This window comes from Streptomyces sp. NBC_00234, assembly GCF_036195325.1.
In the GTDB taxonomy this organism is placed as follows: Bacteria; Actinomycetota; Actinomycetes; order Streptomycetales; family Streptomycetaceae; genus Streptomyces.
On the sequence record NZ_CP108101.1, the window covers coordinates 5,269,174 to 5,287,692 of the forward strand.

Annotated in this window: 21 protein-coding genes; 12 read left to right on the forward strand and 9 right to left on the reverse strand. The window is 71.8% G+C overall.

The annotated features are described in order from the left end of the window. Positions 1–2 precede the first annotated feature (2 nt). From OG230_RS23340 to OG230_RS23350, 3 genes are all read right to left on the reverse strand, one after another. Entirely contained in the window at positions 3–398 is a 396-nt protein-coding gene (locus OG230_RS23340) for a nitroreductase/quinone reductase family protein (RefSeq protein WP_328905670.1), read from the reverse strand. A gap of 68 nt (positions 399–466) precedes the next feature. Beyond that, complete coding sequence (locus tag OG230_RS23345; RefSeq protein WP_328905671.1) at positions 467–1,333, reverse strand: transglutaminase-like domain-containing protein; 867 nt, start codon at positions 1,331–1,333, stop codon at positions 467–469. Between the two features lie 18 nt (positions 1,334–1,351). Then, on the reverse strand, positions 1,352–2,353 hold the full coding sequence (locus OG230_RS23350; RefSeq protein WP_328905672.1) for a GNAT family N-acetyltransferase: 1,002 nt from the start codon (positions 2,351–2,353) through the stop codon (positions 1,352–1,354). 117 nt (positions 2,354–2,470) lie between these two features. Here OG230_RS23350 and fdxA point away from each other — a divergent pair, with 117 nt between their 5' ends. After that, positions 2,471–2,791, forward strand: coding sequence for a ferredoxin (gene fdxA, locus OG230_RS23355; protein ID WP_156692533.1), 321 nt, complete (start codon positions 2,471–2,473; stop codon positions 2,789–2,791). Between the two features lie 172 nt (positions 2,792–2,963). Beyond that, on the forward strand, positions 2,964–4,061 hold the full coding sequence (dapC, locus tag OG230_RS23360; protein WP_328905673.1) for a succinyldiaminopimelate transaminase: 1,098 nt from the start codon (positions 2,964–2,966) through the stop codon (positions 4,059–4,061). Between the two features lie 90 nt (positions 4,062–4,151). Here the strand turns inward: dapC and OG230_RS23365 are convergent, their stop codons facing one another. Next, positions 4,152–4,601, reverse strand: a complete 450-nt coding sequence (locus OG230_RS23365) for an ATP-binding protein (protein WP_328905674.1) — start codon at positions 4,599–4,601, stop codon at positions 4,152–4,154. A gap of 276 nt (positions 4,602–4,877) precedes the next feature. Further along, positions 4,878–5,813: a hypothetical protein gene (locus OG230_RS23370; protein ID WP_328905675.1), complete on the reverse strand. Its 936-nt coding sequence runs from the start codon at positions 5,811–5,813 to the stop codon at positions 4,878–4,880. Between the two features lie 72 nt (positions 5,814–5,885). On the opposite strand from OG230_RS23370, the gene dapE reads away from it, so the two are divergent. Together dapE and OG230_RS23380 are read left to right on the forward strand one after the other, a co-directional pair. Continuing rightward, positions 5,886–6,965, forward strand: coding sequence for a succinyl-diaminopimelate desuccinylase (gene dapE, locus OG230_RS23375; RefSeq protein WP_328905676.1), 1,080 nt, complete (start codon positions 5,886–5,888; stop codon positions 6,963–6,965). A gap of 85 nt (positions 6,966–7,050) precedes the next feature. Then, complete coding sequence (locus OG230_RS23380) at positions 7,051–7,836, forward strand: TIGR00730 family Rossman fold protein (protein ID WP_328905677.1); 786 nt, start codon at positions 7,051–7,053, stop codon at positions 7,834–7,836. Between the two features lie 268 nt (positions 7,837–8,104). On the opposite strand, the gene folP is transcribed toward OG230_RS23380, so the two are convergent. Then, positions 8,105–8,977, reverse strand: coding sequence for a dihydropteroate synthase (gene folP / locus OG230_RS23385; RefSeq protein WP_328905678.1), 873 nt, complete (start codon positions 8,975–8,977; stop codon positions 8,105–8,107). A gap of 92 nt (positions 8,978–9,069) precedes the next feature. Between folP and OG230_RS23390 the strand changes: the two genes are divergently transcribed. Both OG230_RS23390 and OG230_RS23395 read left to right on the forward strand, forming a co-directional pair. Further along, entirely contained in the window at positions 9,070–9,453 is a 384-nt protein-coding gene (locus OG230_RS23390; RefSeq protein WP_328911502.1) for a DivIVA domain-containing protein, read from the forward strand. Then, positions 9,450–10,043: a DNA-3-methyladenine glycosylase I gene (locus OG230_RS23395; RefSeq protein WP_328905679.1), complete on the forward strand. Its 594-nt coding sequence runs from the start codon at positions 9,450–9,452 to the stop codon at positions 10,041–10,043. Before OG230_RS23390 ends, OG230_RS23395 begins: the two co-directional genes overlap by 4 nt. Here the strand turns inward: OG230_RS23395 and OG230_RS23400 are convergent. Next, complete coding sequence (locus tag OG230_RS23400) at positions 10,040–10,849, reverse strand: enoyl-CoA hydratase/isomerase family protein (protein ID WP_328905680.1); 810 nt, start codon at positions 10,847–10,849, stop codon at positions 10,040–10,042. The two genes, OG230_RS23395 and OG230_RS23400, sit on opposite strands and share 4 nt — an antisense overlap. A 314-nt stretch (positions 10,850–11,163) precedes the next feature. On the opposite strand from OG230_RS23400, the gene OG230_RS23405 reads away from it, so the two are divergent. Next, positions 11,164–11,331 carry a DUF3117 domain-containing protein gene (locus OG230_RS23405; RefSeq protein ID WP_003966491.1) on the forward strand — a complete coding sequence of 56 codons (168 nt, stop codon included), beginning with the start codon at positions 11,164–11,166 and terminating at the stop codon, positions 11,329–11,331. A 118-nt stretch (positions 11,332–11,449) separates the two neighbouring features. Here the strand turns inward: OG230_RS23405 and OG230_RS23410 are convergent, their stop codons facing one another. Beyond that, positions 11,450–12,115, reverse strand: coding sequence for an O-methyltransferase (locus OG230_RS23410; protein ID WP_328905681.1), 666 nt, complete (start codon positions 12,113–12,115; stop codon positions 11,450–11,452). Positions 12,116–12,292: 177 nt separating this feature from the next. On the opposite strand from OG230_RS23410, the gene sigE reads away from it, so the two are divergent. The 5 genes from sigE to OG230_RS23435 all read left to right on the forward strand — a co-directional run bounded on the left by sigE (position 12,293) and on the right by OG230_RS23435 (position 17,302). Continuing rightward, complete coding sequence (gene sigE / locus OG230_RS23415; RefSeq protein ID WP_328905682.1) at positions 12,293–13,054, forward strand: RNA polymerase sigma factor SigE; 762 nt, start codon at positions 12,293–12,295, stop codon at positions 13,052–13,054. After that, on the forward strand, positions 13,051–14,055 hold the full coding sequence (locus OG230_RS23420) for an anti-sigma factor family protein (protein WP_328905683.1): 1,005 nt from the start codon (positions 13,051–13,053) through the stop codon (positions 14,053–14,055). The genes sigE and OG230_RS23420 overlap by 4 nt, the downstream gene beginning before the upstream one ends. Positions 14,056–14,145: 90 nt before the next feature. Further along, on the forward strand, positions 14,146–15,945 hold the full coding sequence (locus OG230_RS23425) for a S1C family serine protease (RefSeq protein ID WP_328905684.1): 1,800 nt from the start codon (positions 14,146–14,148) through the stop codon (positions 15,943–15,945). Positions 15,946–16,054: 109 nt separating this feature from the next. Then, positions 16,055–16,516 carry a sec-independent translocase gene (locus tag OG230_RS23430; RefSeq protein ID WP_328905685.1) on the forward strand — a complete coding sequence of 154 codons (462 nt, stop codon included), beginning with the start codon at positions 16,055–16,057 and terminating at the stop codon, positions 16,514–16,516. A 126-nt stretch (positions 16,517–16,642) separates the two neighbouring features. Beyond that, positions 16,643–17,302 (forward strand): hypothetical protein, encoded by a 660-nt coding sequence (locus OG230_RS23435; RefSeq protein ID WP_328905686.1) that lies wholly within the window; start codon positions 16,643–16,645, stop codon positions 17,300–17,302. 66 nt (positions 17,303–17,368) lie between these two features. Here OG230_RS23435 and OG230_RS23440 read toward each other — a convergent pair whose 3' ends face one another. Then, on the reverse strand, positions 17,369–18,502 hold the full coding sequence (locus tag OG230_RS23440; protein WP_328905687.1) for an Mrp/NBP35 family ATP-binding protein: 1,134 nt from the start codon (positions 18,500–18,502) through the stop codon (positions 17,369–17,371). Positions 18,503–18,519: the final 17 nt, after the last annotated feature.

Below are 18,519 nucleotides of genomic sequence, written 5' to 3' on the forward strand. Positions count from 1 at the left end.
GGTCAGTCGTCGAGATCGATCCGTACGGTCAGCAGGTTGGTGCCGACCACCCGGACGGCGACGCTGTTGAGCCGCGGCAGCGTCCGGAGCCGGGCCCGGGGATCGTCCTGCGGAAGGAGACGGGCCGTGCCGGTGTGCCACCGTCTGCCGATCCGGACCCGGACCCGCGGGTCCGCCTGGATGTTCCGCACGTACTGGGCCTTCTCGCCGAACTCCGAGACGATCCAGAAGGCGTCTCCCGTGCGGCGCCCACCGATCGGCGTGCGCCGGGGCAGTCCGGACGTGCGCCCCGTGGTCTCCAGGAGGCACTGGAGGGGCAGCCGGACGGAGAGCGGGTTCACGACGCGCCTCTGGAGCGTCGTGACGGCCCGGAACCTGAGCTCGCTGTAGCGCGACATACGTGGTCCTCCCGGTCGCCGGCCTCGTGGGACATCCGCACGGCCGGTGAAACATCGTGTGACAGAACCTAGTTCAGCAGCGCCCTGGCCGCGTGGGCACGGCGCCTGACCGCGTCCGCCGTCGCCGGTTCGACCGCCTCGACGACCTTCGCGTACTCCTCCATCTCCGCCGCACCGCGCAGGAACTCCCCGCGCTGTACGAGGAGCTGGGCCCGCTCGTAGCGCAGCCTCGCCGGATGGGACGGCAGCAGCAGCGACAGTTCGAGTGCCCACAGCGCCACGTCCGTGCGCTCGGGGCGGGCCGCCGCCCAGGCCCGGATGTTGTTCAGGATCCGCAGCACGATCTCCGTCGTGCCGGCGGGCACCAGCATCGACGGCTCCAGTGGCGCTCCGGTGGCCCCGGCCACCAGCAGCTCCGCGTCCTGCCCGCTCAGCAGCGCACCGCCCGCGAACGGATCGGCCAGCACCCGTTCCTCCGGCTCACCGAAACCCACCACGAAATGGCCGGGCAGCGCCACCCCGTACACCGGTGTGCCCGCCCGCCTGGCGACCTCGATCCAGACCACGGAGAGCAGGATCGGCAGCCCGCGGCGCCGGCGCAGCACCTGTTGGAGCAGCGAGGACTCCAGCCGCTGGTAGTCCCGTGCGGAGCCGCCGAAGCCGCAGCGCTCGCCGAGCAGCTCGGCGAGCACCGAGGCCCAGGAGCGGGCGTCCCGCGCCCCGTAGGGCAGCAGTCCGGCCAGCCGGTCCAGCTCGATCTGCGCCGCGTCGATGCCGTACGGGTCGGGGTCGGGTGCCGAGGCGTCCGCCGACATCGGGGGGACCTCCTCCGCGCCCACCAGCAGGCAGAGCAGTGCGAGGTCCGGCCGCTCGGCGCGCACCTCGTCGGCGAACTGCCGCCGCCGTCCGCCCTCGTCCGATTCCTGAGCGCTCATGTTCGACCCGTACCCCTGCTACGCCGACCGGAAGTGGTGGTACCGGTGGTGAGTGGCGAAGTCCATGCCCTCGTACAGCGCACCGGCCGCGCCGTTGTCCGTCTCCACCTGGAGCCATGCAGCCGACGCGCCCTCGTCCAGCGCCCGGCGGGCCAGCGCGGTCATCACGGCCGTGGCGAGGCCCCTGCGCCGGTGCTCGGGGCCCACCTCGACCGCCATGAAACCGGCCCAGCGCCCGTCCACCACGCACCGGCCGATCGCCGCCGGGACCTCGCTCCCGGCGGCGTCCGGCACGGACGCGAACCACACGGACGGCCCGCTGTTCAGGACCGCGAGCACCTCCGGGCCTGGGGTGTCGACGCGCTGGTACCGGGACAGCCACCCCGCCTCGGGCGCGCGGCTCAGCCGGACCTGTCCGGTGTCCGCGTCCCGGTCGCCGATCGGCGCCAGCGCGGCGACCCGCACCTCGGCGGACACCTCGCGCTGCCAGCCGCGCCGCTCCAGTTCCGCGCACAACTGCTCCTGGGTGCCCTCCGCGCCGGTCGCGGTCTGCACGTAGGCGGGCAGCCCGCGGGCGGCGTACCACTGGCGGACGCGGTCGAGCGCCTCGTCGAGCGGAAGGCCGGGGTCGCCCAGCGGGAGCACGGAGTTGGCTCGCCGGGTGAATCCGTTCGCGGCGCGCAGCCGCCAGTCGCCCAGCGGTTCGCTCTCCACCGGCTGCCAGGCGCGGGCGGTGATCCGGGCCAGCTCGTCGAACGAGGCCGCCGGGCCCCGGCGGCGGGCCGGGGCGGACGGGACGACCTTGCCGGCTACCAGAGACGATTCCGCGATGTGGACGGTTTCCCCACTCTTCGGTGTGATCGACAGCACATTATCGTCCCATGATGTGAGAACGCCGACCGTGTCAGTGAACTTCAAGCCAGCGTCGGCGTTGGCCGATCGTCGCCGTACGGATACACGTTTTCCCACGTCAGCGGGGGTAATGCGGACCTCCAGCCGTCCGCCGATGGTGAATTCCACAGCTGTGTCCGCCCCTCCTGTTCGGATCGTGCCCGGGAACGGAGATACTAGGTGCGGGCATCGACGACGCCGCGCTCCCGCGCGAGAGCCAACGCCCTACCGAGGAGGAACGACAGCGTGACCTACGTCATCGCGCAGCCTTGTGTCGACGTAAAGGACAAGGCCTGCATCGAAGAGTGCCCCGTCGACTGTATCTACGAGGGCCAGCGGTCCTTGTACATCCACCCGGACGAATGCGTCGACTGCGGAGCGTGTGAGCCGGTCTGTCCGGTCGAGGCCATCTTCTACGAGGACGACACCCCGGAGGAGTGGAAGGACTACTACAAGGCCAACGTGGAGTTCTTCGACGACCTCGGTTCGCCCGGTGGTGCCTCCAAGCTGGGTCTCATCGAGCGCGACCACGCGTTCATCGCCGCGCTGCCGCCGCAGAACGGCTGACAGCGGCTGCACAGGCGCCGCCCGGTCCCGTACGGCTCGTCACCGTGCGGGACCGCGGTGTTTCCAGGCCCCGTTTTCCCAGGCCCCCGTCCGCTCCACCGCCGCGGACCCGTACCCGCTCGTGACCCGCGTACGAGAAGCTCGTGACCCACGTACGAGAAAGCAGAGATCAGTGTCTGCCGCAGTCTCCTCCCGCCTCCCGGTCTTCCCCTGGGACAAGCTCACGCCCTACAAGTCGACCGCTGCCGCCCACCCGGACGGCATCGTGGACCTGTCCGTCGGCACGCCCGTCGACCCGGTGCCCGAGCTGATCCAGCGGGCGCTCGTCGCCGCGGCGGACAGCCCCGGCTATCCGACGGTGTGGGGCACCGAGGCTCTGCGCGACGCCCTCACGGGCTGGGTGGAGCGGCGCCTCGGCGCGGTCTCCGTGGCGCACGAGAACGTCCTGCCCGTGGTGGGCTCCAAGGAACTGGTGGCCTGGCTGCCGACCCAGCTCGGTCTCGGCGCGGGCGACAAGGTGGCGTACCCTCGGCTGGCCTACCCGACGTACGAGGTGGGTGCCCGGCTCTGCGGCGCCGAGCCCGTCGCGTACGACGACCCGACCGAGCTCGACCCGGCCGGGCTCAAGCTGCTCTGGCTCAACTCGCCGTCCAACCCGACCGGCCGCGTGCTGTCCAAGGACGAGCTGATCCGGATCGTCGCCTGGGCCCGCGAGCACGGCGTGCTGGTCTTCAGCGACGAGTGCTACCTCGAACTGGGCTGGGAGGCCGAGCCCGTCTCCGTGCTCCACCCGGACGTCTGCGGTGGTACGTACGAGGGCATCGTCGCCGTCCACTCGCTCTCCAAGCGCTCCAACCTCGCCGGATACCGCGCGGCGTTCGTCGCCGGTGACGCGGCCGTCCTCGGTGAGCTGCTGCTGATCCGCAAGCACGGCGGGATGATGTCCCCGGCCCCGGTGCAGGCGGCCACGGTCGCCGCGCTCGGCGACGACGCGCATGTCGCCGAGCAGCGCGTCAGGTACGCGGGGCGGCGTGCGGCGCTGCGTGCGGCGCTGGAGGCGCACGGGTTCCGGATCGAGCACAGCGAGGCCAGCCTGTACCTGTGGGCGACGCGCGACGAGCCGTGCTGGCAGACCGTGGCGTACCTGGCGGAGCTCGGCATCCTGGTGGCGCCCGGCGACTTCTACGGGCCCGCCGGTGACCGCTTCGTACGGGTGGCGTTCACGGCGACGGACGAGCGGGTCGCGGCTGCGGTCAAGCGGCTGTCCTGACGCCCGGCACCTCACGGCGAAGGGCCTCGGGAGTGCGCACTCCCGAGGCCCTTCGCCGTGATGCGGTGCTCTGCGCCGCGTGTCCGGGGGTCAGTTGAGCGGCAGGCCCTGGACCGGCAGCCCGCCCAGGCTGTCGGTCGGCAGGCCGCCGCCCACACCCTCGGTGGGCAGGCCGCCCTCGGTGGCGGAACCGGCGGCCGAGCCGAGGATCTCTCCGGCGTGGCCGGAGGTCTGGCCCGCGGTCTCCTGGGCGGCCGGGGCGGCGACGGCGCCCGCCTTGCCGACGGTCTTGCCGGCGGCGGGGACGGCCGTACCGACGATCTTGCCACCGGTGTCACCGGCGGCCTGGGTGCCCTGCTGGGAGGCGCCGTCGATGGTGTTGCCGAGGCCGGCGCCGTCCAGGGCGGTCAGGCCGCCCAGGTTCGGGGTCTGCGGGAGCCCCGCGGCACCTGCTGCGCCGGCCGCACCGACCACGGGTGCCGCACCTGCGGCGATCAGCAGCGCGGCGCGGGCGATCCGACGGGTCAGGGGGAGGGACATGATGCTCCTTCGGCGGTGTTCAAGCAGTGATCGGACGCACTGACAACCGGTCCGGGGGCGGGGAAGGTTGCGGTGCGCCGAGGTAAAGACTGAGCAATGCGTCCGATAATCCGCAGGGGAAGAACCCGGGCAAACATTGCATTGTGCAGCCACTGGATGAACCGTCACTTCCCTGCGCGCGCAAGGGAATCGGAGCGGACGGGCGCGTCGTGAAGGGAGAGGCGGAAGTGGCGGACGGGTGAACGGCCGGAAGATCCGTACGGGTGACGGGTCGTACTACTGCGCGAGCCGGATTCCGACCTTGGTGCTGTCCGGTTCGTCCTGCTCCGCGCGTTCCGTGCGCCAGCCGTCGTCGGCGTTCCAGACCCGGCCCGCGTAGGAGACCTGGTCGATCCGCAGCACCCCGGCCTGGGCGACCGCCCAGTGCGCCAGCTCCCAGCCGCGCTGCGGCGCCGAGCCCTCGTCGGACTTCACCGCCTGCTGCACGGGCACCGTCACGGTCCCCGCGGACCCCGGCCCCGCCGCGACCGCTTTCGGCAGCACGCCCTTGCCGAACGACCGCACCAGCTCGGCCTTCACCTTCCCGGTGTCACCGGGACCGGCCTTCGCCGACGCGCCGGGCGAACAGTTCAGCGTGGCGGGCGTGCGCCCCGTCAGGGCCGCCGCCAGCAGCGCGGCATCCGGCTCGTGCTTCGCGTACGCCTGCGGGAAACCACTGCGCTGCACGCGCTGCGCGGCGACGGTCAGCGGGAGCCGCGAATAGCCGGGGACCTCCGCGAGGTGGTCGTAGAACTTCCCGGACGCGTACACCGGGTCCATGATCTGCGCCGGGCTTCCCCAGCCCTGCGAGGGGCGCTGCTGGAAGAGCCCCAGGGAGTCCCGGTCGCCGTGCTGGATGTTGCGCAGCGCGGACTCCTGGAGGGCGGTCGCCAGCGCGATGGTCACCGCTCGCTCCGGCATCCCGCGCGTGGTGCCGACGGCGGAGATCGTCGCGGCGTTGGCGGCCTGCTCGGGACTCATCTCGTACGTGTGCCCCTCGCCCTCCGGCCCGTCGGCGGCCCGGACGACGCAGCGCGGCGCTCCCTTGTGCCCGGAGACGTACTGCACGGCCAGATAGCCGGCCAGGGCCATGAGCACGGCGAAGGCGGCCGAGAGGCGCAGGAAGCGGCTGCGGCCTGGGCGGCGGCTGGCGGAAGTGGCGGTCCGGGGCACGGGCCCACGGTACTGGAGGGCAGAAGCCCCGTGTCGCGGACGTCCCCCAGGGCCTGTCATAGGGTCGTGGCCATGGCTGATAGCAAGCTCGACCTCACCCTGGACGGCCCGGAGCTCACCGCGAGGCTCGTCGACTTCCCGTCGGTCAGCGGCAACGAGAAAGCCCTGGCCGACGCGATCGAGGAGGCGCTGCGCGTCCTCCCGCACCTGACCGTGGAGCGGTACGGCAACAACCTCGTGGCCAGGACGAACCTCGGCCGCGCCGAGCGCATCGTGCTGGCCGGACACATCGACACCGTGCCGATCGCCGACAACGTCCCGTCCAGGCTGGACGAGAACGGCGTGCTGTGGGGGTGCGGAACCTCCGACATGAAGTCGGGCGTCGCCGTCCAGCTGCGGATCGCCGCCACCGTCCCCGAACCCAACCGCGACCTGACGTTCCTCTTCTACGACAACGAAGAGGTCGCAGCCGACCTCAACGGCCTCGGGCACGTGGCCGAGGCGCACCCCGACTGGCTGGACGGAGACTTCGCCGTCCTGCTGGAGCCCTCCGAGGGCCAGGTCGAGGGCGGCTGCCAGGGCACGCTGCGGGTCCTCCTGCGTACGGAGGGGGAGCGGGCGCACTCGGCGCGCAGTTGGATGGGGTCCAACGCGATCCACGCCGCCGCCCCGATCCTGGCCCGGCTCGCCGCGTACGAGCCGCGCAGGCCGGTCATCGACGGCCTGGAGTACCGCGAAGGTCTGAACGCCGTGGGGATCGAGGGCGGGGTCGCCACCAACGTCATCCCGGACGCCTGCACGGTCGTCGTCAACTACCGGTACGCCCCCGACCGCAGTGCCGAGGAGGCCGTCGCACACGTCCACGAGGTCTTCGCGGACTGCGGCATCACCGACATCGTCATCGACGACCACTCCGGCGCGGCGATGCCGGGCCTCTCGCACCCGGCCGCGGCGGCGTTCATGGAGGCGGTGGGCGGCACCGCCCAGCCCAAGTTCGGCTGGACGGACGTCTCCCGATTCGGGGCGCTCGGTGTGCCCGCGGTGAACTACGGCCCCGGCAATCCGCTCTTCGCGCACAAGCGCGACGAGCACGTGGTGACCGAGCTGATCACCCACTGCGAGGAGCGCCTCCGCTCCTGGCTCACCAGCTGACCCATGGCATTCCCCTGCACGTAACCTCCGCCGATCTACGCTGATCCGACACAGCCACATTGCAGGTCGGCGGAGGGAGCAGGTCATGGGCAACCCGGAGGACGCACGGATCCCCGAGGGCGCGCAGGTCCCCGAAGGTGCGGTCTTGCCCGAGGAACAGCGGCTCGGACCGGTGCTGCGGCGCAGGGACCAGGTACAGCCGGGCACGACCGATCAGCGGCTGCTCGACTCCGAAGGCGACTCCGAGTGGGTGCACACCGACCCCTGGCGGGTCATGCGCATCCAGTCGGAGTTCGTGGAGGGATTCGGCGCGCTCGCCGAACTGCCGAGCGCCATCAGCGTCTTCGGCTCGGCCCGGACACCGGCCGACGGCCCGGAGTACGAGGCGGGCGTACGGCTGGGCAAGGCGCTGGTCGAAGCGGGCTTCGCGGTGATCACGGGCGGCGGCCCCGGAGCGATGGAGGCCGCGAACAAGGGGGCGCGGGAGGCGAGCGGCGTCTCGGTCGGTCTCGGCATCGAGCTGCCGTTCGAGTCCGGTCTCAACCCGCACGTCGACATCGGCGTGAACTTCCGCTACTTCTTCGTCCGCAAGACGATGTTCGTGAAGTACGCGCAGGGCTTCGTGGTCCTGCCCGGCGGCCTCGGCACCCTGGACGAGCTCTTCGAGGCGCTGACCCTCGTCCAGACCGGCAAGGTGACCCGCTTCCCGATCGTGCTCTTCGGCTCGGCGTACTGGAGCGGGCTCGTCGACTGGCTCAGGGACACGGTGGTGGCGCAGGGCAAGGCGTCGGAGAGGGACCTGCTGCTCTTCCACGTGACGGACGACGTGGAGGAGGCGGTCATGCTGGTGACCAAGGAGGTCGGCCGCTAGGGCCTCTCGTTTGGATCATGCCGGGCTCGCGTGCCCTGGCGCGCGCATCTGCGGCGTTGTCGTCGGTCGCCGACGCTCCGCGTCGACTCCCTCCTCCGCCTTGCAGCTGCCCGCACCGGACCCCGCTCCCTGATCCGGCCCGATCCAAACGAAAGACCCTAGGTCGTGTCCGCCCGCCGGCCGCCTTCGGGCGCCGCGCGGGCGGCACCGGGCCCTCCGGCGGTCGCCGGACTTCCTCCCGGCCCCTCCGCCCGCCGCGGAACCGCCCCTACGCCAGACCCCGCCGCGCCACCGCCGGCGGCCGGTGCCCCGCGACCGACGCCACCATGTCCAGCACCTGCCGGGTCTCCGCCACCTCGTGCACCCGGTACACCCGCGCGCCCAGCCACGCCGACACGGCCGTCGTCGCCAGCGTGCCGATCACCCGCTCCTTGACCGGCCGGTCGAGCGTCTCGCCGACGAAGTCCTTGTTGGACAGCGAGACGAGCACCGGCCAGCCGGTCTCCGCCATCTCGCCCAGGCGGCGCGTCGCCTCCAGCGAGTGCCGGGTGTTCTTCCCGAAGTCGTGACCGGGGTCGATCATGATCCCGTCCGGCCTCACCCCGAGCTCCACGGCCCGCTCCGCCAGCCCCACGGTCACCCGCAGGATGTCCGCCATCACGTCCTCGTACTCGACCCGGTGCGGCCGGGTCCGCGGCTCGGCGCCGCCCGCGTGGGTGCACACCAGCCCCGCTCCGTACCGTGCGGCGACCTCCGCGAGCTTCGGGTCGACGCCGCCCCACGCGTCGTTCAGCAGATCCGCGCCGGCCTCGCAGACCGCCTCGCCGACGTCGTGCCGCCAGGTGTCCACGCTGATCACCACGTCCGGGTGACGGCGCCGCACCTCGGCGACGAAGCCGACCGTGCGGCGGGCCTCCTCCGCGGCGGTCACTTCCTCACCGGGACCCGCCTTCACCCCGCCGATGTCGATGATCGCGGCACCCTCCGAGACCGCCTGCTCGACCCGGGTGAGCGCCGGCTCGTCGCGGAAGGTCGCGCCCTGGTCGTAGAAGGAGTCGGGGGTCCGGTTCACGATCGCCATGATCACCGGATCGTGCGGACCGAATTCCCGCCGCCCGAGCCTGAGCGCACCGCTTCGCATCCCGTGTTTCCTCCTCAGTAGGTCGCCTGCGACCCTAACTGTCGGTGGCGCATGGCACGATCGGACCCGGACAGGTTTCCGCCCCCTGGGAGATGCGCGTGTTCTGGTTCTTGCTGCTCACGATGGTCGTCGTGGTGGCCGCGGTCACGCTCGCGGTGGTCGGCGGAGGCGGCAGCGCCGTCCTGCAGGACGTGCCGCCGGAGCGGCTCACCGACCCGCTGCCCGCGACGCGCCCGGTCGGCCGCGCCGATGTCGAGGCGCTACGGCTGCCGATGGCCGTCCGGGGCTATCGCATGGTGGACGTCGACGAGGCGCTGGACCGTCTCGGCGCCGAGCTCGCCGAGCGGGACGCCCGGATCGCCGAGCTGGAGTCGGCGCTCGCGGGAGCCCAGGCGACCGCGGTCAACGGCCCCGATCTGTTGAAGCGGCCGGACCAGGAGCCCGGGGAGCACCCCGGCGAGGAGGACGAGCGATGAGCGGCGGAGCCGAACCGGCCGCGGACGGCGGCCTGCGCTGTCCCTGGGGCCTGTCCACGGACGACTACCTCGCCTACCACGACACCGAATGGGGCCGGCCGGTCCATGGCGACGACGCCCTGTTCGAGCGGCTGTGCCTGGAGGCGTTCCAGTCGGGTCTCTCCTGGCTGACGATCCTGCGCCGCCGCGAGGGCTTCCGCAGCGCCTTCGCGGGATTCAGGATCGACGCGGTGGCGGAGTTCACCGACGCCGACAAGGAACGGCTCCTCGCCGACGCCGGCATCATCCGCAACCGGGCCAAGATCGACGCCACCCTCGCCAACGCCCGGGAGCTCGCGGGCTGGGGAGAGGGCGAGCTGGACGCCCTGATCTGGTCGTACGCCCCCGACCCGGCGACCCGCCCCGCCCCCCGTGTGCTGGGGGACGTGCCGGCGGTGACCCCGGAGTCGACGGCGCTCGCCAAGGAGCTCAAGAGGCGCTCCATCCGCTTCGTCGGCCCGACGACGGCCTACGCCCTGATGCAGGCGTGCGGCCTGGTCGACGACCACCTCGCCGACTGCGTCTCCCGGTCGGCTCCCGTCGTTCGTTAGCGGCCCAGGTACTTCGGACGCTCCTTGGCCAGGAAGGCCCGTACGGCGATCGTGTGGTCCTCCGACGCGCCCGCGCGGGTCTGGAGCTCGTCCTCCTTCTCCAGCGCCTCCGCGAGCGTGTGGGCCGCGCCGTAGGCCATGGACGCCTTGAGCGAGGCGTACGCCACGGTCGGACCGTCCGCCAGGGCACGGGCCACCGCCGCGGCCTCCTTCGCCAGGTCGGCGGCGGGTACGACCTTGTTCGCGATGCCCAGGTCGTACGCCTCCTGCGCGGAGATCGAACGCGGGAAGAAGAGCAGGTCGGCGGCGCGGCTCTGGCCGATCAGCCGGGGCAGCGTCCAGGAGACGCCGGAGTCCGCGGTGAGGGCCACCCCCGCGAAGGACGTGTTGAACGCCGCGGTGTCCGCCACCACGCGGTAGTCGGCGGCGAGCGCGAACCCGAAGCCCGCCCCGGCGGCGACACCGTTGACCCCGGCGACCACGGGCTTCTCCATCTCGGTGAGCGCCCGGACGATGGGGTTGTAGTGCTCCTGCACGGTGCTCAGCGCGTTGCCGCCGCCCTCGCCGGCCTCCGCGAGCTTGGAGACGTGCTCCTTGAGGTCCTGACCGACGCAGAAGGCGCGCCCGGTCGCGGTGAGCAGAACCGCGCGTACCGCGCTGTCGGCCGCGGCGTCCCGCAGCGCGTCCCGCAGCGCGACCTTGGCCTCGGTGTTCATGGCGTTCATCGCGTCGGGACGGTTGATGGTGATCGTCGCGAGTCCGTCGCTCACGTCCATGAGCACGGTGTCCGCCATGGTGTCGGCCATTCTGATGTCCCCTTACGGCTCCGGGATTGTGCCTGTCCAGGCAAGCATGGCCGACTTCGGGCAGCGCGGGCATGTGACCTGCGTCTAACAATTGGCTCTCACCTGGGGCCCGAAGACGGCGCAGTATCGCAGCCGGATCGCCGAATTGGGCGGTTTTGAGAGAGCGCGTTGCGCAAGCGATGCCGACCGATGTTGGTCATCGGGGTCTTTGATGCGGGATAATGGCGAAGAAGCAATGTGTTCGATGCCGGTGAGGCAGCGCCTGTCATGGGGCCGCCGGTTGCGATGAGCTGGTTTCAGGAAGGGGAACGAGCATGGCGGCCATGAAGCCGCGGACGGGCGACGGCCCGCTCGAGGTGACAAAGGAGGGGCGGGGCATCGTCATGCGCGTTCCGCTCGAAGGCGGCGGTCGGCTTGTCGTCGAGCTGACGCCGGACGAAGCCGATGCACTCGGCGATGCCCTCAAGAAGGTCGTCGGCTGACGCAGAGACGCCTATCACTTCGCGACTGCCCCGGCACGGACTCCGTGCCGGGGCAGTCGTGTTGAGCAGCCGTACGGAATCGGGGCCGTCAGCGGGCCGTACGGCCCCGCGGGACCGCTCAGCCCCGCCGGACCGCGCAGAGCAGGCCGTCGCCGACGGGCAGCAGCGTCGCCATCAGTTCCTGGCTCTCCCGCACGGCGCGCAGCAGCTCACGCAGCCGCAGGACCTCGGCGGGCTGGGCCGCGGAGTCGACCGTGCGGCCGTCCGCGAACATGCCCTCGAAGCAGACCAGACCGCCCGGTCGCAGCAGGCGCAACGATTCAGCGAGGCAGTCGAGGCTCTCCAGCCGGTCGCCGTCGCAGAAAACGAGGTCGTAGCCGCCGTCCGCGAGACGCGGCAGTACGTCCAGGGCGCGCCCCGGGATGAAGCGGGCCCGGTTCGTGGCGAAGCCGGCCGCGCGGAACGCCTGGCGGGCGAACTGCTGACGCTCCGGTTCCGGGTCGACCGTGGTCAGTACGCCGTCCGGCCGCATTCCGTGCAGCAGATAGATGCCGGACACGCCGGTGCCGGTGCCGATCTCGGCCACCGCTTTGGCGTCCGCGGTGGCAGCGAGCAGGCGCAGCGCGGCGCCGGTGCCCGGGGACACCGAGCGGAGCCCTGTCTCGCGGGCCCGTTCCCGGGCCCAGCGCAGGGCTTCGTCCTCGGCGACAAAGGCGTCGGCGAACGCCCAGCTCGTCTGCCGGTTGGCGGTAATGACCCTCTCCTGTCCCCGTAGTTGGCGCAACGGTGACTGTATCCGCTGAACCCGGGAACCCGCAGATGGGACCGGGCGTTATGCAAGGACGGGGGAAAGCGCCTGGACCGGGCCCGCGAATCGGGCCCGGAATCACGCGCCGCGGGGCCGGTGCGGCCCCGCCCCAGCAGGAAAAAGGCTTATCCGGAGCTAACGGGCGAGGTGGCTATGGTAGGGGCTCCACTGGACACCACCAGAGCCGACAGGGGAGGTGCGGCTGCGCCTGTGGACCGGGGCGGAGTGCTGAGGCGCTTGCTCAGGTCGGCGGGTGAGCCGAAATCCGTGACCAACATTGCTGACCGTTCTTCCAACGCTTCCGCACCCACCGCGACCTTCGCCTCGGATGCGGAATCCCAGGCGTGGACCCCGCCCTCATGGGAAGAGATCGTCAGCACGCACAGCGGTCGCGTGTACCGCCTTGCCTACCGGCTGACGGGCAACCAGCACGATGCCGAGGACCTCACGCAGGAGGTCTTCGTCCGTGTCTTCCGGTCGCTCTCGACGTACACGCCCGGCACCTTCGAGGGCTGGCTGCACCGCATCACGACCAATCTCTTCCTGGACATGGTCCGCCGCAAGCAGCGGATCCGTTTCGACTCCCTCGGCGACGACGCGGCCGAGCGGCTGCCGAGCCGTGAGCCGTCTCCGCAGCAGGTCTTCAACGACACCCACTTCGACGCGGACGTCCAGCAGGCGCTGGACACCCTTGCGCCCGAATTCCGTGCCGCGGTCGTGCTCTGCGACATCGAAGGACTCTCGTACGAGGAGATCGCCGCGACACTCGGCGTGAAGCTCGGCACCGTGCGCAGCCGGATCCACCGCGGTCGCTCGCACCTGCGCAAGGCACTGAAGCACCGTTCGCCCGAGGCCCGCGCCGAGCAGCGTTCCCTCGCGGACGCGGTCCTGGCAGGGGAGGTAGGGCCGGCGTGAGTGGCACAGGTCCGACCCCCGCGGAACAACATCTGGGGGACCGGCTCGCCGCGCTTGTCGACGGCGAGCTCAAACACGACGCCCGTGAGCGGGTCCTGGCCCACTTGGCGACCTGTCCCAAGTGCAAGGCCGAGGCCGACGCCCAGCGGCGGCTCAAGAGTGTCTTCGCGCAGTCGGCCCCTCCTTCGCCCTCCGAGGGCTTCCTTGCCCGCCTGCAGGGCCTTCCCGGAGGCCCTGGCGGCGACGCCGGACCCGGTGGGCCGTTCGGCGGCGGCGGCGGCGGACGCTTCGGCGACGGACTCTTCCCCGTGATGCAGCCTTCCGGCAGGCGGACCGGCCCGGAGGCCGGACCCGGGCCGCTCGACGGCTTCGGCTACCTCCCCGCCGTGCACGGCTCCACCGCCGTCCTCCCCGGCGGCGCGTCCGGCTCCTCCTTCCGGATACACGAGGTGGGCCGCGAGGCCGACCGTTCGCCGTGGCTGGGACGCAGGTTCGCGTTCGCGGCGGCCAGTGCCGTCTCGCTGGCGGCGATCGCCCTGGGCGGCACGCTTCCGCTCGACTCCACGTCCGAGTCCCCCTTCCGCGCGGAGGGCACCGGCAGCAACGTCACCCCGCTCGACGCCGAAGCACGGGCCGAGGGCGGCAATGCCACGGCCGACCGCCGTGGCGGTGGAGGCGCGCTCTCCGTGAGCGGTGACCGCCCGGCCCCGACGAGTCCCGCGAGTCCGTCGGCCTCCGCCTCCGTGGCGCCCGCCGTCGCGGCCCCGGCGCTCGCCACGGCTCCGTCCCTGCTCAACGTCTCGCACTTCACCGGCAACGCGCTCGCGCTCCCCGTGCTGAACGTGTCCGTGCCGCCGCTGATACGCCCGACGGGAAGCAGCCCGCTGCTCACCGCTTCGATCGGCGGCAAGGCCGTTCCGGAACCCGCCGAACCCACGGCCACGGCCTCCGCGTTCCCTCCGCCGACCGATCACGCACTGCCGCTTCATCCCCGGCGCTGACGGGGACCCTGCGCGGGGATTCGCAAACCTGGTTGAATTCCGGGAGGGACGCCCCTGTGGGGACGTGCAGAGGCCAGTTGCGGGGAGATCATGGACGACGGGAAGCCCACCGGGCCGAAGGCGAAGTGGTGGAGCCGTCCCACGACGGGGCGCGCCGGCGGCAGTGAGCCGCAGGACGCGGTTCCCGTCGGGGAGACGGCGGGAGCGACCGGCCCCGTCGAGGCGTCGCCCGCCGACGGAGTCACTCCGCACGCCGCGCCCCTCCTGCCCGGAGCGGACGAGGAAGCGACCGGTCGGATACCTGCCGTGCCGGCCGAGCCGCCCACGGGGGAGCCGTTCGCCCCCGCGGCGCCGGCCGCCGGAGATCCGCTCGCACCCGCCGTGCCCGCCGCGGAGCCGCTTGCGCCGGCTCCCCGCGCGCAGCCGCTGCACGCGCCCGACGAATACAGCACCCCGCCCTACGGCGGGCCCGGTCCGTGGGCACCCGCGCCGCCCGTGCAGCGCCCTGTCCCGACCCCGGCCCACGGCACCCCCGTACCGCCGCCCTACGCCGGGACGAACGGCCACGGGATCGCCACCGACCCCGGCCCCGCCTTCGTGCCTCCGCAGCAGCAGTCCCCGCAGCACCAGCCTCCGCAGCAGCCGCAGGCCCAGGTGCAGCAGCACCCGCACCCCCAGCCGCCCACGCCCTCGCAGTGGCTCCAGTACGACCCGTGGGGTGCGCCCCGTCAGCCGTTGAGCGCCCCCGCTCTGCCCCTCGGGCCCGACGCCGCGCGCCGGAAGCGCGCCCGGGGTTCCGGCCTCATCGGGATCATGCTGATCGCCCTGGTCGCGGGCGGGATCGGCGGCGGGATCGGCGCCTACGCCGAGCGCAACGGCGGTCTGACCACCGTCGAGCTTCCGCAGGCCGGACGCGACAGCGGTGGCCGGGCCCCCGACAGCGTCGCCGGAATCGCCGCCAGCGCCCTGCCCAGCGTGGTCACCCTCCACGTCAGCGGCGCGGGGGAGTCGGGCACGGGCACGGGCTTCGTCCTCGACGACGACGGGCACATCCTCACCAACAACCACGTGGTCGCCCCCGCGGGCTCCAACGGCGACATCACGGTGACGTTCAGCGGCGGCGAGACCGCGAGCGCCGAGATCGTCGGCAAGGACAGCGGCTACGACCTGGCCGTCGTCAGGGTCAAGGGGGTCTCCGGGCTCAAGCCGCTGCCTCTCGGCAACTCCGACAACGTGCAGGTCGGTGACCCGGTGGTGGCCATCGGCGCCCCCTTCGACCTGTCCAACACCGTCACCTCCGGCATCATCAGCGCCAAGGAGCGGCCCATCACCGCGGGCGGCGAGAAGGGCGACGGCACCGACGTCAGTTACGTCGACGCGATCCAGACCGATGCCCCGATCAACCCGGGCAACTCCGGCGGCCCGCTCGTCGACGCCCAGGCGCACGTCATCGGCATCAACAGCGCCATCCGGGCCGCGGACAGCGGCACCGGCCTGGAGGGCGGCCAGTCCGGGTCCATCGGTCTCGGCTTCGCCATACCGATCAACCAGGGCAAGCGCGTCGCCGAGGAGCTGATCAACAGCGGCCGGGCGACTCATCCGGTGATCGGCGTGACGCTGGACATGAAGTACGCCGGAGACGGCGCCAAGGTCGGTACGAAGGGCTCCGACGGCGGTTCCGCCGTCACCGCGGGCGGTCCCGGGGCCAAGGCGGGCATCAAGCCGGGCGACGTCATCACCGAGGTCGACGGCGCCCGGGTGCACAGCGGCGAGGAACTGATCGTCAAGATCCGTGCCCACCGCCCCGGGGACCGGCTCGGCCTCAAGCTGACCCGCGGTGGTAAAGACCTGTCCATGACGGTGACACTCGGCTCGGCAAGCGGCACGTAACGGCCACCGGAAGGTACCGCCCGGACAGCTTCGACGGGTACCTTGGAGAAGTCCGGGCCTCATTCGACCTGGTGGCGGAGACCACGCGGAGAACACGAGGAGCATCAAGGTGTTCAATGACATAGGCGCACTCGAGCTGCTGACGCTCGTGGTCCTCGCCGTACTGGTCTTCGGTCCGGACAAGCTGCCAAAGGTCATCCAGGACGTCACCCGCACCATTCGCAAGATCCGTGAGTTCTCGGACAGCGCGAAGGAAGACATCCGCTCGGAGCTCGGTCCGCAGTTCAAGGACTTCGAGTTCGAGGACCTCAACCCCAAGACGTTCGTCCGCAAGCAGCTCATGGACGGCGACGACGAGCTGGGGCTGAAGGAGATCCGCGAGAGCTTCGACCTCCGCAAGGAGATGGCCGAGGTCACCGACGCGGTGAACGGCCGCGAGAGCGTGTCGACCGCTTCGGCCGCCGGCGCGGCGAAGGTCGCCGCCGACTCCGCGACCGCTCCCGACCTGCTCAAGAAGCCTGCTCAGCCGGCCAAGGACGAGCGTCCGCCGTTCGACGCCGACGCCACCTGATACCCGCCAATCCCGACTCGTCCGGACGGTATGGCTATTCTCCATCTGTCCGGTTGCGAGGATGCCCACGCCGTGAAGGGGCGGGCCGCTCCGGATCTTTGACAGATCGAGGAGGCGGCCGGGCAGATGGAGACGACGAGTCGGGTAGGGGCGGAAGGTGCGCCCAGCACAGTCACCGCAGAGGGGGTGCCGGCGGCCCGGCGTACGGTCGACGGCTATCTGCAGGCGCCCTTTCCCTGGTACGGACTGGACGAGGCCTTCGCGGGCCCGCGCTGGCTGATGCAGGTCGGGACCGCCGCGGACGGCACGGTGCAGCACGGGTCCACCGGCCATGGCGACGAACCCTCGGTACGGACCGACGCGGGCTCCGAGAAGGAGCGCTTCGCGGTCGTCGTGACCGTGGCCGCCAGTCCGGTGCGGCGCAGCGGTGACGGTACGGGCGTCCTGGACGCCACCACGGTCTCCTCGGCGGCCTGGCTCGCCGGGTCGGGCCTGCTCTCGTACACCTGGCCCCCGCAGCTGGACCACACGCTGCGCGACGACTGGCTGGACCAGCAGACCGAGACCGCCTTCGAGCTCGCCGACGACCTGGACAGCGCGCCCTGGTCGACGCTGTCGCTCCCGGTGGACGGTGTGCCGGTGGAGTTCCACTACCGCGAGTCCGAGTTCGGCTGGGTGCTGGCCGGTTCGGCGCACAACGGCGTCCACATCGGGGCGTACGGGCGGGGGATGAGCGCCTACGGGCTGGGCTTCTCGGTGGTCGCGGACATCGCCGCGTACGCCTGACCCGGTTCCCTCACGGGCACGACGCGCCAAGGGGCGGCCTCCGAGGAGACCGCCCCTGGTGCCTGCTCAGAACTTGTTGCGCGGGGTGATCCCCAACGACATGCCGGACAGACCGCGCTGACGGCCGCCCAGCTTCTCCGCGATGGAGCGCAGCGCGGCTCCGGCGGGCGAGTCCGGGTCGGACAGGACGACGGGCTTGCCCTCGTCGCCGCCCTCGCGCAGCCGTACGTCGATCGGGATGGAGCCCAGCACCGGCACCGTGGCGCCGACGGTCTTCGTCAGCCCCTCGGCGACCCGCTGACCGCCGCCCGAACCGAACACGTCGACCATCTCGTCGCAGTGCGGGCACGGCATGCCCGACATGTTCTCCACGACACCGACGATCTTCTGGTGGGTCTGCACGGCGATGGAGCCGGCCCGCTCGGCGACCTCGGCCGCGGCCTGCTGCGGCGTCGTGACGACGAGGATCTCGGCGTTCGGCACGAGCTGCGCCACGGAGATCGCGATGTCGCCGGTGCCCGGCGGCAGGTCGAGCAGCAGGACGTCCAGGTCGCCCCAGTACACATCGGCGAGGAACTGCTGGAGCGCGCGGTGGAGCATCGGTCCGCGCCACACGACCGGGGCGTTGCCCGGCGTGAACATGCCGATGGAGATGACCTTCACGCCGTGCGCCGACGGCGGCATGATCATGTTCTCGACCTGGGTGGGCTTCCCGTCCGCGCCGAGCATGCGCGGCACGCTGTGCCCGTAGATGTCCGCGTCCACGACGCCGACCTTGAGACCGTCCGCGGCCATCGCCGCCGCCAGGTTCACCGTCACCGAGGACTTGCCGACGCCGCCCTTGCCGGACGCCACCGCGTAGACCCGGGTCAGGGAACCGGGCTGGGCGAACGGCACCTCGCGCTCCGCCGTACCGCCGCGCAGCGAGCTCGCGAGCTCCTTGCGCTGTTCGTCGCTCATGACGTCGAGCGTGACCTCCACACGGGACACGCCCTCGACGCGCGCCACCGCTTCGGTCACGTTGTTGGTGATGGTCTCGCGCATCGGACAGCCGGAGACCGTGAGATACACCGTGACAGCGACTACACCGTCAGCGTCGATCTCGACCGATTTCACCATGCCGAGTTCGGTGATCGGACGGTGGATCTCCGGGTCGTTCACTGTCGCCAGTGCTTCGCGCACCGCGTCTTCCGTAGCCATACCGACGATGTTACGGC